Origin of the sequence: Bacillus sp. CGMCC 1.16541 (assembly GCF_003184905.1) — a bacterium.
Lineage (GTDB): Bacteria > Bacillota > Bacilli > Bacillales > Bacillaceae_H > Priestia.
The window spans coordinates 1-13,293 of record NZ_KZ821207.1; the positions used below are offsets into that span (position 1 = coordinate 1).

The 13,293-nt window shown below is 40.5% G+C and carries 16 protein-coding genes and 1 riboswitch; of the genes, 11 read left to right on the forward strand and 5 right to left on the reverse strand.

All coding sequences use genetic code 11. From position 1 onward, the window contains the following. Positions 1-147 precede the first annotated feature (147 nt). From DIS06_RS01920 to DIS06_RS01930, 3 genes are all read left to right on the forward strand, one after another. Positions 148-651 carry a cupin domain-containing protein gene (locus DIS06_RS01920; protein ID WP_162595848.1) on the forward strand — a complete coding sequence of 168 codons (504 nt, stop codon included), beginning with the start codon at positions 148-150 and terminating at the stop codon, positions 649-651. Between the two features lie 15 nt (positions 652-666). Continuing rightward, complete coding sequence (locus DIS06_RS01925; protein WP_110111575.1) at positions 667-858, forward strand: hypothetical protein; 192 nt, start codon at positions 667-669, stop codon at positions 856-858. 327 nt (positions 859-1,185) lie between these two features. Further along, on the forward strand, positions 1,186-2,025 hold the full coding sequence (locus DIS06_RS01930) for a gamma-glutamylcyclotransferase family protein (RefSeq protein WP_110111576.1): 840 nt from the start codon (positions 1,186-1,188) through the stop codon (positions 2,023-2,025). A 128-nt stretch (positions 2,026-2,153) separates the two neighbouring features. Here DIS06_RS01930 and DIS06_RS01935 read toward each other — a convergent pair whose 3' ends face one another. From DIS06_RS01935 to DIS06_RS20290, 4 genes are all read right to left on the reverse strand, one after another. Next, positions 2,154-2,753 carry a YdbC family protein gene (locus DIS06_RS01935; RefSeq protein ID WP_110111577.1) on the reverse strand — a complete coding sequence of 200 codons (600 nt, stop codon included), beginning with the start codon at positions 2,751-2,753 and terminating at the stop codon, positions 2,154-2,156. Between the two features lie 215 nt (positions 2,754-2,968). Beyond that, entirely contained in the window at positions 2,969-4,159 is a 1,191-nt protein-coding gene (locus DIS06_RS01940) for an S-layer homology domain-containing protein (protein WP_110111578.1), read from the reverse strand. 115 nt (positions 4,160-4,274) lie between these two features. Further along, positions 4,275-4,883, reverse strand: coding sequence for a class D sortase (locus DIS06_RS01945; RefSeq protein WP_110111579.1), 609 nt, complete (start codon positions 4,881-4,883; stop codon positions 4,275-4,277). A gap of 121 nt (positions 4,884-5,004) precedes the next feature. Further along, positions 5,005-5,160: a ribbon-helix-helix domain-containing protein gene (locus DIS06_RS20290; protein WP_204166736.1), complete on the reverse strand. Its 156-nt coding sequence runs from the start codon at positions 5,158-5,160 to the stop codon at positions 5,005-5,007. 213 nt (positions 5,161-5,373) lie between these two features. Here DIS06_RS20290 and DIS06_RS01950 point away from each other — a divergent pair, with 213 nt between their 5' ends. From DIS06_RS01950 to DIS06_RS01985, 7 genes are all read left to right on the forward strand, one after another. Next, complete coding sequence (locus tag DIS06_RS01950) at positions 5,374-5,622, forward strand: hypothetical protein (RefSeq protein WP_110111580.1); 249 nt, start codon at positions 5,374-5,376, stop codon at positions 5,620-5,622. Between the two features lie 144 nt (positions 5,623-5,766). Continuing rightward, positions 5,767-6,300 (forward strand): signal peptidase I, encoded by a 534-nt coding sequence (locus tag DIS06_RS01955; RefSeq protein WP_239421804.1) that lies wholly within the window; start codon positions 5,767-5,769, stop codon positions 6,298-6,300. A 112-nt stretch (positions 6,301-6,412) separates the two neighbouring features. Further along, the gene (locus DIS06_RS01960; protein ID WP_110111582.1) at positions 6,413-7,051 is read left to right on the forward strand and encodes a hypothetical protein; all 639 of its coding nucleotides are present in this window, start codon (positions 6,413-6,415) and stop codon (positions 7,049-7,051) included. A gap of 110 nt (positions 7,052-7,161) precedes the next feature. Continuing rightward, the gene (locus DIS06_RS01965; RefSeq protein WP_110111583.1) at positions 7,162-7,944 is read left to right on the forward strand and encodes a hypothetical protein; all 783 of its coding nucleotides are present in this window, start codon (positions 7,162-7,164) and stop codon (positions 7,942-7,944) included. A 976-nt stretch (positions 7,945-8,920) separates the two neighbouring features. Next, positions 8,921-9,286: an LPXTG cell wall anchor domain-containing protein gene (locus DIS06_RS20860; protein WP_110111584.1), complete on the forward strand. Its 366-nt coding sequence runs from the start codon at positions 8,921-8,923 to the stop codon at positions 9,284-9,286. Positions 9,287-9,297: 11 nt separating this feature from the next. Continuing rightward, positions 9,298-10,146: a hypothetical protein gene (locus DIS06_RS20005; protein ID WP_162595831.1), complete on the forward strand. Its 849-nt coding sequence runs from the start codon at positions 9,298-9,300 to the stop codon at positions 10,144-10,146. A 36-nt stretch (positions 10,147-10,182) separates the two neighbouring features. Continuing rightward, a complete protein-coding gene (locus DIS06_RS01985; protein ID WP_110111586.1) occupies positions 10,183-10,521 on the forward strand; it encodes a helix-turn-helix domain-containing protein in 339 nt (112 codons plus the stop codon). 16 nt (positions 10,522-10,537) lie between these two features. On the opposite strand, the gene DIS06_RS01990 is transcribed toward DIS06_RS01985, so the two are convergent. Then, positions 10,538-11,008, reverse strand: coding sequence for a hypothetical protein (locus tag DIS06_RS01990; protein WP_110111587.1), 471 nt, complete (start codon positions 11,006-11,008; stop codon positions 10,538-10,540). Between the two features lie 18 nt (positions 11,009-11,026). Then, a riboswitch (cyclic di-GMP riboswitch) is annotated at positions 11,027-11,110 on the reverse strand. A gap of 165 nt (positions 11,111-11,275) precedes the next feature. On the opposite strand from DIS06_RS01990, the gene DIS06_RS01995 reads away from it, so the two are divergent. Continuing rightward, positions 11,276-13,246 (forward strand): AAA family ATPase, encoded by a 1,971-nt coding sequence (locus tag DIS06_RS01995; protein WP_162595832.1) that lies wholly within the window; start codon positions 11,276-11,278, stop codon positions 13,244-13,246. Positions 13,247-13,293 lie beyond the last annotated feature (47 nt).

Here is a 13,293-nt window from a genome sequence, read left to right on the forward strand (position 1 = left end):
AACGCTTAGGGATTCACTAGGTCAAATGTCGAAAAAGAAAATCATTTATATATAGTAACCGAATGAAGGAATCTTTATTGCAAAATTAAAGAATTGAAGGATTGTTGGCAAGCAACATTTTTGATTGCCGTTTACAACATTTTTTGCTTGCCAAATACAAGTAATGAATATATTAAACAGTTAAACATGACACCACATCCAGAAGGGGGTTATTATGCTTCGTCGTATCGCTCGGAAGAAGAACTAACAGACGGATCGATTCGTGAACAGTTTTCAGGACATCGACCGCTTTGGACGAGTATTTACTTTTTATTAGAAGAACATCAAGTGTCTCATTTTCATGAATTGAAATCAGATGAAATGTGGTACTTTCATGACGGCTCACCGCTAACAATCTATATGATTTTACAAGACGGCACGCTTCGTAAAGAATCGCTTGGCTTAGATGTGACAAAGGGTCAAAAGCCACAAGTGCTCGTTCCAAAAGGAGCAATTTTCGGTTCAGCAAAGGAAAGTGAAGGGTTTTCGCTAGTGGGATGCATGGTTTCACCAGGCTTTGACTTTGAAGATTTTACGTTATTTACGCGAGAGGAATTACTCACTCGTTACCGAGAATATAAAGACATCATTCTTAAGCTAACGAGCGAATAAAGGGGAGGAACATCCATGGGGGAAAATCAGAAATTCACGGTTGCGTTTGTGATGCTGTCAACAGCCGCGATCGCAGGGGGGATGGGGTTAAAAGAGTATATTGAATACGCACCAACAATCGGCTGGATCCTTGCGCTTGTGTTTCAAATTTCCGCGCTGTACTTTGCGATTCGTTGGCGAAAAGAACATGAAAAGAAGGGTGAGTAAACGAGCGGTGGTGAACGTATGGAAAATCCAAACGACAAATTCCTAAACACGTTTCCCGTTGAACTAGAGGAAGATGTCAGAACCGTTGTACGTCTATTAAACGAAACAAGTCAGTCCGCTTTCTCGTCTTGTTTTATGGTTCATTCAAACAGAGTATGTTGATTTTCAACTTATTGAGTATTTCAATTCATGATTTTTTGTAAGCGAAGGCATCAGTTCACCACGCCCTACCAGTTGTTTAATAGAGAAGAGTCTCTTTCTTTTTAACGACTTCCTTTCCTATTCTCCACTAAACATGATAGTGTAATAGAAAAGGAGAGGATGTTCATGACACATTATGTATTTGTTTATGGAACGCTTCGAAAAGGCGAGAGCAATCATGATTTGTTGAAGGACGCGCATCTTGTTGCGGAGCAAGCTTACACAAAAGGGGTGTTATATGATTCCGGTCGTGGTTACCCGGCGATGACAGTTGGCGAAGGTGTTGTGTATGGGGAACTGTACGAAGTGAACGATTTTGAGTTAAAAGCATTAGATCAGCTTGAAGGGTATGAAGGAGAAGGAAGTCCGAACAATGAATACGAACGTATCGCTCAAGATATTCAAACGGATGTGAGTACCATTGAAGCGATGGTGTACGTGGTAGGCGAGCAATCACCGCTTCTTGAAACACAAATTCCGCGTGGTGATTGGCGCATCTGGAATGTCGATACGACGGGTGAAACTCTTTATTTTGCGTACGGTTCATGCATGGATACCGAACGTTTTACGCTTCAAGGGGTTGCGCAGCATTTTACCGACTTACTTGGCATGGCCAAACTTCCGCGTTACACGCTTCGGTTTAACCATCCGCGACCAGACGGCGGGCGTGCGGATATCGTGGAAGAAGGAGGAGAAGTCGAAGGGAAGCTCTATCGTGTGCCACAAGAGGCCGTGGAGTATTTGTATGTACGTGAAGGCGTTGAAACGAATAGCTACCGTCCTGCGCTGATTTCAGTCGAGCATAATGGGAAAGTGCTTCACAATGTCTTAACCTTTTTCGTACTCGATAAGCAACCGGACCTTGCACCACCTGATCATTATGCAACCGAAATTTTACGCGGTGGAGCCGGAACGTTAAGCGAAGCGTATCTACAAAAGATTCAACACTATATTGATTCACTCTAAGAAAGTCGGCGCTTTGCGTCGGCTTTTGTTGTCGGAAAAAGACGCACGAAATGTGACATGTGGAAAGAAATGTATTTTATGAACACGTATTTAAAGGGGTCTGACAAGTGTGATGTCAGATCCCCTTTTTAGATTTGCTGTGCAAGCACGAGCCAATTTTTCTCCATTTTATAAATCGATTGCTCGGCAGCTTTGACATCTGGATGAACGAGTGTGTCAATGGTTTTAGTCGGGCAAGCCGTTCCATATAAGGAGACAATGGTTAAATCAGTATCGGATAACGGCGTAATAATATTCGTTAAACAGCGATAACCCGGATGTTGAACACTTTTTGCTAATATGTGCGCTAGTTCTTGCTCATACTCTGTCAAGGTCAGTGTCGTTTTCATCATATAGTTCGTTTCGATCGCACTGCTTCTGAAATAACGATACACACCTTCTACAAAGTGAGCATCGTTTGCGATGGAGACGTCGAGTTTCGTATATGTTTTTTGTTGACCGCTTTGATAAAAGATGGAGTCGTGTACGTTTTTCATAAAGTCACGATAAAAAAACGCATCTTCCCACAATCCAACAATACAGCTGTCTGTTTCATCTTCTACATTCCATCCACCCAATTGACCAATAAACCCTGGTACATGTGTCAGCGCAGACCAATGTTGCTGCGTGTAAGAAAAGGCGTCTTTTTTCGTTGTCGGGATCGTACTATTCATCACTTTTGCTAGCATTCTCTATCACCTCTCTTTCTTTTTCGCGTTTCAATTGGAAAAAACCTTCTATGTATTATAAAAATGATGAGAGGTGTGAGAGTGTGATGATTTTAAAAAAAGAGGCGAGCACATGAATGAACAAACGTAAAAAAACACCTCTTGCCCCGTTATCCATCCATTCGATTGAATAGATATCGTGGGGAAGAGATGCTTTTGTCTCACGTTCAACTCATTTAACGGAAGGCTGAAAACGGAATAGGGAATTCAGGAATCCCTTCTGCATAAGATGTATATTCATATAATCCGAAAAACACAGTGATGCCGTTATTTGTCATGTAAAATTGATCAACGTCAGGATCAATCGATTTAAATCCATCAAACGACCATAACTCACCTTTTCGAATCTTTTCCGCTGCTTGACGCTTGACTTCATTATTAATAATGGAAACGTAACGTGGATTCTTTGTCACATCTTCAAAGGACACCACTTGTCCCGTTTTTGCGTCAAAGTTATACGCTGTTAACCAGTAGAGGCCGTGCGCACCACCGGAATATTCATAATCGCTTAATACAATACTAATGTAGTTCGTATCGGCACGTTTTACTTCATAATTTAAATTATACGTAAAATATTTTGAAAATGGATCATCAGCCCATTCTTTTGCGAGAGCTTGGTTTTCTAAGTACAATTCTCTTGACTGTAACGCGTGGTCTTTTAACGTACGATTAATTGACGCTGTTACATTCGTCGGTAAGCCTTTTACTTGTGGATAAAATAAGCCTGGTGCTACTTGTACAGGATAAACGAGTACGGTTGGTTTAAACGTATTGTCAAGGGCACGTGCTAAAAACACAGAGAATTGTGTTCGACTCACCGATGCATTCGGTTTGTAGCTACCATCATTGTATCCAGTTGTAATATTATGACCGACAAGTTTTGCGACAGGGGCATGTGCCCAGTGACTTTGGTTTACATCTGTAAATGTCGTAGATTGTGATGTTGATAATTGAAAGGCTTGAACTAAAATTTTCGCCATTTGAGCACGTGTTAGTTTACCTTGTGGATTAAACGTCGTTGCTTTTGAGAAGAGTCCTGCATTCGTTGCAGCAGCAATTTCTTTATAAGCGGGGTGAGACGTAGGCACGTCTTTAAAACCTGGGTTTTTCACACTTGTTGTATTGAGCTTTAACGCTCGCGTTAACATGATGGCACCTTGAGAGCGAGTAATCGAATCACTTACCCCAAACTTTCCATTCTGATACCCATTAATAATGCCCTTTTCCGTTAAGTACGTAATTTCTTTATACGCCCAATACGAAGAAGAAACATCTGAAAATGAACGAGCAGCAGAAGCTGAAGAAGGACCACTGACAATGCTCATAAACAGAACAAAAGCTAAAAGAAACGATAAAACCTTTTTCATGATTAATTCTCCCTTTCTAGTAAAATATAACCAACCCTAATCATACACGATTTTGTAGAATGTACAAGAGTATGGAGAAAGAAAAGCAAAGGTCACTTTAAGGTCCGTTTTTTCGTTAGTTCTCTTCAGACACAACTCCAGTTAACGTCGCTTGTAAAATGTAACGTTCAGGTGCATCGCCAATATAGCGAAACGGATAGCAAGTGGATAATGTTAACGTCGGTTCCGTCATTTTTTGAATGACCGTTGTATCATCTTTATGTGTAATCCATTGTTTCTGAATGGTGTATTCGTAGTACGTTCCATCATAGTGAACGATTAGCGTGTCATGTACATTCACGTTTTTTAATTGTGTAAACACCGTATCTCGATGACCACTTAAAAGAGTATGTCCATATTGTGCCGGTGTTGTAGTCACGTCGCTGTCGTACATGCCGACACCTTGTGTGAGCGTTTGTTCATCTGTTCCCCAATAGACCGTGTATTTTTGTTGAAGCAGTGGGATGAATAGTGTTGCAATTTGATCTCCGTTTTTATGCGTTTGTGGAGGAGGAGAGGATTGTTTAGCCGGTTTAATGGATGTGAACGTATAAGATTGAAGTTTCTCAACCTCTGCTTTTTCCATCTTGTCGACTGAAGCGGTTGCACTTGACCATTCCATGTACCAATAGCCAATGAGTGAAAGTCCAATTGTGATAACGGCAATCCCGATCCATTTAACCATTTGCTCACCTGCTTTCTTTTTTTATTATATGTCCACTTTTATGAACCACACAACAGTGAATCATGAGAAAACATCCCTTGCCTATGAAGTAATTAGAAGCAAGGGATGTTTTTATGTTCAACTATTCTTTTTTGTTCGCTTCTAACCCTTTTCGGATTAAATCTAACATCGCAGCGGTTCGTGTTGAAATGGCATGTTCATATTGATATTCTTCGACTTTTTCAAGTAATGCAGTTGGAAAGCGGATATCAATTCGTTGAGTAGGAATTTTTTTCATTACTATGACCTCCAGATGCATTCAATGATTTCTAGTGTTTTTTATAGAAAGTTCGACAAAAATGCACGAAAAAAGACGAAAAGTAAAAATTGTTTTGTACGTGAATTATGTGTACAATCCGAACTAGTACAAAAGAACTTCTCTCTTTTACCTACTTTCTATCTCTTCATTTCTCTTATTATAGCATTACTTTTGAAAGGTGATGAGTAAAAATTGGATTTTTTACAAGGAGAATCGTACACAGTTTGGATATCACGCAAAAAGTTTACGGTTCGGTGTATCGGTTCAAACATAGGTGAACTGTTTATCGACGATTTATTCACTGGAAGATGTCAATACATGCAGACAAAATATCAAATCATTCGCGCCTATTATCAGCAAGTAAAAAAGCCGATGCAACGCTACCAAGAACAAGAGTGGTTTTCAGTCATTTCTCATCATACAATCAACGAACAAATTTAAAATTGGAATTTTGCAGAAATTTGACGAGAAAAACAACGTGAAAAATACTTGAATTGTACGTGAATTGTGTGTAGTATAAAAGTAACAAATCGGTACACCGAACACAATCACAAAAAACAATTGAGGGTGATCAAGTTGAAGATTATGAAGTACATCACAACGACACTACTAGCACTGTTAGCCATTCTAGCAATCTCTGTTATTTTTATCGTCTTTAAAGCACAAGGTGATATTGAAAAAGTCCCAAGTGTTCTAGGCTATAAGCCCTTAACGATTTTATCAAATAGTATGCAGCCAGCGTTTAACGCAGGAGACGTCATCTTCATCCAAACGGAACAACAACCAAAAGTAGGCGACGTCGTTACATACAAACACCCAGATGGAAAACTCATCACACATAGATTAATAGAAGAAGTAAACGAAAACGGTCAAACACGATTCAAAGCAAAAGGTGACAACAACAACGTAGAAGACGAACTACTCGTCGAACCCGCAAGCATACTAGGTGTTCAAACAATCAGTATTCCAAAAGCTGGTTATGCAGCCAAATTCGTCGCAGGCCCAATCGGATTTTTCTTACTCATCCTAGTACCTATACTCATCTTCTTAATTATCACAATCTTTGAAAAATTAGGATTGATCGGGGTTAAAAAATCAACAAAACAAGTGGACGCCTAATCACCGCGTAACACGAAAGGAGTGGGAACAGATGAAAACTTGATTCACCTATCGCGTTTCATTTGTTGTAGTTGTTAATTTAAAATCTTATATCCAAAGGGGAGAATGGAACATGGCAATGAACAAAGTGAAAAAAGCAATGGTAGGAACAGCTCTAGCTGGAACATTAGTAGTAGGTGCCGGTTTTGGTACATATTCTTGGTTTACAAGTAATGCGGAAGTTTCTGGTGAAGTAGTAAACTCGACGTTAAGCATTAAAGCAGAAGTAGATGGAGAAAAGACGTTAGAAAACATTTTTGAAGGACAAAGTAAACTAGCTCCGTCACGTGAAACAGTCGAGCGTACAATTACCATTACAAACGATGGTGAAGAGGATGTTTATTTACGTGGGAAATTACAATTTGATGTGACTGATAAAACTGGCACAGTAAACGATGCCCTTCGTAATGGTTATTTAGTGAAGGCTTCACTAAAGCATGGTAATACAGTCATTCCATTACCTGCAGGATATGCAGATAATAACGGATATGTGAGTGGAGCGAAGATTGCGGAAGTAGTAGACAAGTGGTTACCAAGCGAGGGTGGTACAGCTGGAGATCAGAAGTTTAAAGCTAAGGAAACGTTAACACTTACGTTAAAAGTCAAGTTAGCTGAAACTGCTGGTAACGACTATCAAGGAGCCACGTTTAACGCTGGTTTAGATTTAGAAGCGAAACAAGTAGATACGGGTGCAAAATTCACTGAGCAATAATAATAAACGAGAGTAGTAGAGTATTCTCAACTTGATAGAGAAACAGCTCTTCATGAGTTGTTTCTCTTTTAATAAAACGTTCACTTATTGTGAAATGGAGGAGGAAACATATGAACAACGTTAAAAAAGCGTTAGTCGGTACAGCGTTAGCTGGGACTTTAGTAGTAGGTGCAGGGTTTGGGACGTATTCTTGGTTTACAAGTAATGCGACTGTGTCAGGTGAAGTGGAAAATACAAACATTAAACTTAAAGGCGGAGGAACGTTTAATTTTGCAGCAGAAAAGCTAGCACCAAGTCGTACAAAAGTTGCTGAAAATTGGGTGACTGTTGAAAATGAATCTGACGATAAAGAAGTCAGATTAAAAGTAGACGTAGAGTCTGTCTTAAGTGGTGGAAAAGAAGGGATTAACTTCTCTCAATATCGCAGTGGCGGTGTGGTAGTATTTAATACTTCACCAGCTCCTTTCTTTGACAAAGCATATGAAGAAGCGTTAAAAACATATTTAGCACACAGTAATCCAGGGCCTGCAGCACTGACAAATTTCATCTCTGACTTACAACATCGTTTTACAGGATTAGATGTAAATATTGTTGAAATCAACAGAGGAAACATTGGAAATATTAACGCTTTCACCCGTGATATCTCTTCAGATAAGATGGTTGTCGGTGTCATCTCTGAAGAAACGATGGCTGATTTAGTGAGAGAAAAAATCAGCAAAGAAGAGTTATTTGATGGAATTATTACAAATGCTCATAATGTTCATTTCCTATTCGGCACACATTTAAAGAAAACAGCAGGTAACGACTATCAAGGTGCAAAAGTGAACATGAAATTTGATGTAACTGCGCGACAAATTGAAGCACCTAAAAATGCAAATGGAAATTCAAATTAATTAAATATATAATCAATCCCCCAACGAAAAAGCGCATTTATGAAAAATGCGCTTTTTCACTAGATACGCAATCTTTAGAGAATCCTTAAAGGAATGGTGTTTTCATGAGGAGAAAACCGAAAGCCATTGTAGTTGGAAATGTTGTATTAGTGGGCATGTTGCTCATTGGTTTGTTTACGAGTTTGAATGAACGAGTGCATGCATCTAATTCGAATCAAGTCATTATGTTAAGCGGAAAAGATAAGTCGGTTAGTGGCTTATTTGATACAACAATCAAACTTGCACCTTCACGATATACGAAAGAAAAGACCATTATTTTCAAAAATGATACATCGTCTCCAACAAAAACTGATTTGTCATTCCGCTTTCAATTGAAAAAAGAGGGATTAGGTCAAGCAGAATTAACCGAATTACTGAATGAGTATGCGATTCAATACCGCCTCACCTCAAACAACAATGAACTTCCGCTTCATAACGTATCATTTGGAGCGTGGCACGATGTATGGGACTTTAAAGAAGCGTTTGATGAAGATGCGTTTCTTTATTTAAAACCAAATGAAACGTTTGCGTTAACACTTCAACTAAAACTAAAAGAGTCAGCAGATAATCGTCTACAAGGAGCGAGCTTTGTTGGAAACATGGAAGTTCGCACAGGAGCTACGAACATAGATCCACCAGACGATGTAAATCCGCCAGATGACGGAAATCCACCAGATGATGGAAACCCGCCAGATGATGGAAACCCACCAGACGATGGAAACCCGCCAGACGATGGAAACCCGCCAGATGACGGAAATCCACCAGACGATGGAAATCCACCAGATGACGGAAACCCGCCAGATGACGGAAACCCGCCAGATGACGGAAATCCACCAGATGACGGAAACCCGCCAGATGACGGAAACCCGCCAGATGACGGAAACCCGCCAGATGACGGAAATCCACCAGNCTACAAGGAGCGAGCTTTGTTGGAAACATGGAAGTTCGCACAGGAGCTACGAACATAGATCCACCAGACGATGTAAATCCGCCAGATGACGGAAATCCACCAGATGATGGAAACCCGCCAGATGATGGAAACCCACCAGACGATGGAAACCCGCCAGACGATGGAAACCCACCAAGTAATGAACAACCACCGTCACAAAATCAATCGCCAAGTCCATCAACAGATCGTTCACCGACTAGTAGTGGAAAAGCAAGTGATGGAGGCTACACATTACCGCAAACGGCAACAAATGTGTTTAGCTTACTTGTGATTGGGATGCTTTTATGTGTGAGTGGTGGACTACTGTTGCTTACTTCGCGAAAAAAGAAGCTGCTAAATAATCAGCGAGATTGAGGTGATCAAACATGCAGACTGGTAGAAAAATTAAATATGAACAGTTAAAGCATAAACGATTTAGAAGGATCAAACGAGCGACTCACCTATCATTACTAATGAGTATATTCTTTTTACTTCTCTACGGATTGAATGCCTGGTCAACAGATACGTTTTCTTATTTCACATCATCTGCGACGATGAATGGCGAAGAAAAAAATGCGACGATGGATGAACTAGTTCAGATTCAAGAATCAACAGAAAGTTTCGGTAAATGTGGAGTTACTCATAAAGTAACCGTTACAAATATTTTTGACTACAGAGTAGATCTTTCCATTAATGGAGGGCAAGATATTACGTCCCTCGAGCCCGGTGAGACTAAATTGTACGAAAATAATATTACGGGAGAGAATGCATGTGGCCCCGGAGTGTTGAGTTATCAAATCGTTGGCTACAATTATTATTTTGAGTATGATGTTAATCAAAGTGTACCAGACCGAACACCACCAAAAGAAGAGGAAGACAAAGAAAAGAACAAAGATTGTCCTGAACCGTCTAATAATGGTCAAGGAAAACCAAATGATAATGGAAATGGAAAGAAATGTGGTCATACAGATACAGAAGGCACGAAAGAAGTGGGGAATGGAAACGGCAAAGGCAAAGACGAGGAAAACGACAACGAAAATGGAAAAGGCAAAAATAAAGACAAAGCAAATGACGCTACTGAGTCACAACCTTCAACAGAGCTAGAAAATCCTATCCCACCTGCTGTAGAGCCTAAGAAAGAGCAACCAGCAGAGAAAGTAGAGGAAGACCCAGCACCAGTAGCACCAACTGAGCCAGCACCAGAGAGCACAGAAGAAGTGACGCAAGAGTCTTAAGAAAGATAGAAGAGGGATGCAAGGCGGTGAAAGACAGTGTTAGGAGATAAGTTACGATATTATCGAATGAAGCAGAATCTTACTTTACATGACGTTGCCACTTCTACAGGAATTGCCAAAAGTTATCTTAGTGATTTAGAGCGAAATCAGAGTTGTAATCCGTCTGTCGGTCATCTCATTAAGTTAGCAGACTGTCTCCATGTACCTGTTGTTTGTTTAATCGAAGAGTTTTATGCAATGAAAAGTGACGATGAATGGTTAGCGATTATGAGGCTAGCCATTCAAAAAGGAATTACAAAAGAAGAAGCTTGGAAGTTTGTTGAGCTTTATGATGTTTTAAAAAACGTCTTGCACAACGAAAAACCATCGACCTGAGAGGTCCGATGGTTTTTTAAATGGTGACGGGTTGTACGTTTTTTAGATGACTGAGCGCTTCTTGACTAATAAACCAATTGCTTTGCCTTTTGACAATATGTCCACTCATGACAAAGTTACGTAGCGACTCGTTTTGTTGACAAGCATAAGCCATTGTCTCGGTTGATATAGAAAGGGTGGATTCTGTTTCAACTATAGGAGTGAGATCTTCAATAGGGTAGACATCACTCCAAATCATTGATTCGATACCTATGTAACTAATGTCACCAAGTAAACCCATTTCCATTGCTTCTTCTGGTGTTGAACCATAAGCCATTAATTCTTCCACACCACTGTCTATCTCATCTACTCGTTGAAAACAAAATAGCCAGCATAATTCACCGTTAAAGCGCTTTCTTATAAGTGTAAATTCTCCGTTATAGTATTGATCTGCATGCTCCGTTACCTTGTCTACTAAGCTGTGGTATTGTTTAGTGTTTCCTAACAAATTAGTAACCCTCCCTTAGTACTAGAAGGCCGGTTGCACTACAAACTCCACGACTCTAAAGTGCCCAAATAAAGTAATCGCTTCATCGTTTCCTTCACTAAAATGGTACGATAATCCTATTTATACCTTTATGATAGTGAAAACCTACTATTTAATCAATTTAAACTTTTAACCAAATAGTGACAAAATTTTACAAAAGTGATTGTCATAATGCAGACAAGCTTTTGCATACATTGAACTATGATGAAAGATAAAGGGGAGACAAGCATGGTTCAAGTAAAAAAAGTCAAGTCTGTTCACCGAGAAGGTTGGTGTTTGGCGTTTTCACATCCTGTAAAAGGGCATGTCAAACGCTGGATGAATACAAATGATGAACAAGAAATCGAACGCCTTGCTCTTGAGATGACCGAGCTGTTGCGTGATGAAGAAGCTGGGGTGATACAAGCAAGACCACGTATCAATGCGCGCTATGACTCACGCGTTGTCGAGGCATTTTACGAAGATATTTTTACAAGTTCACCTGCTGTTGTGCGTGATGAATACGTATCCTTACCACCTATCAATCAGCGTCAGCACGTGTTAATTGTTGGTGAAAAAGGGGCAGGGAAAACATCGCTCATCCGCCGCTTGCTTCACTTAAAACAAGAAGAAAAATTCCCAAGTACAGCGACCGTTAATCCGTTTCGTCCGTCTGTGGAGTATGTATGCACCACACAACCAACGTATGAAGTCGTGGTGGTGTTTGAGCAGCGAAAACATGTCAAAGCAAAGCTCAACACACAATTGGCACACGCAGCTTATGAATACGCTGCAGGTGGAACGGACCAAGAACTTTTGTATGCGTTGTTTCATGAGTTACACACGAGTTTGTCTTACGTTTGTGGGACGTTAGCGGTCACGTTACCTTATACGAATCAATCGTTACCAGGGCGGACAAGCATTCCGAATAAGTTGTTGGAGCTAGTGGAAACCATTCAAACCGAAGCATTACGTCTTAAAGAGTCGCTTACAGAACAAGAGTGGAAAAGCTGCTTTTTTGATGCGTGGCGTGAACAACCAACGTGTCAGCAATTGCTTGAAGAAGTGATGACGCAAATCGAAGAGATGATGGTGCTTGTGCAAACAGGCACATGGACATTCACAGACGATGATTGGCCGCTTGCTTGGACATTTCAAACAGAGAAAAAAATCGAGTGTTTTTCGTACTTGGAACGATTTACAACTCATGTAAAAGATAAATACGAAGGCTTGCTTTCCCCGTTCGTTGAAAGTATTCGTTTAAAAGGGGCCTTCATCGACCAAGTGGAAGATCTTGTAATCAGTGAGCACTCTTCTAAAGAAGTGACGCTTCAAGAACTAAAACAAAGTGATAAAGTCGTCGTCGTTCATGACATGACAACGACTTTACCGTGTGAATTAATTGAAACGCTCGTCATCCACGGACAAGCACATAAGCTGCTGTTTTGTTTCACTCACGAAGACAAATTATATGGTGGCACAAAGTCACAACGAGCAAGTTATGTTACAGCCCGCTTGAAAGAAGTGTTCACGTTTATTGAACAAAACCTCGGTTCACATGCGAAAGACACGGCCGAACGAAGCGTGAGTCAAAATGGGGTGTTTGTGTTTAAAAGTTTACATTCGTATGTAGATGATCCGCATACAATCGCACTTTGCGGGATGTTGCTTGAAGCCATCCAACAACCGCGAGTTGCGCTTGAAGAAGACGTTACACCTTTGTATATCAACATGATGATTCCACTCGCAGTCGACCGAGGTGTGACCGACTTTTATAAATGTTGGGATGAAACGAGTCTTGATCAACACACGCTCGCTCACCTCTGTCAAACGATGAGTCAACCTCACGCACAATGTGAGGTCGGAAAAGCATTTTGTCGCTCGATGCAAAAGCACGTCTATACGCTCTTTTTCGCGCAACCATCAGGATGGTCACGACCTGATGTGACACAAGACCGGAAAGAAGCCGCACTCGAACGATTGACGGAACGCTTTTGTGAAAAGATTCAAACTTATGCAGACGAACAGCTTCATCATCCGAAACAATGGCGCAAAGCTTGTGCAGCTTCATCTCATGCAGAACGTGTGAAGCTCGTCCAATCTTTCATACGTGAAGCTCTTCCAACGCCGACAGACGACACGTATCCACAGCTTTTAAAACGTGTATATCGACTGGTGAAAGAAACGGTTGAAGAAGAAGAAGGCATTTTATTAAGTTAGACCATTCATCCATCATCACGACTCCTTTTGGTACAATAAAAAGAAAA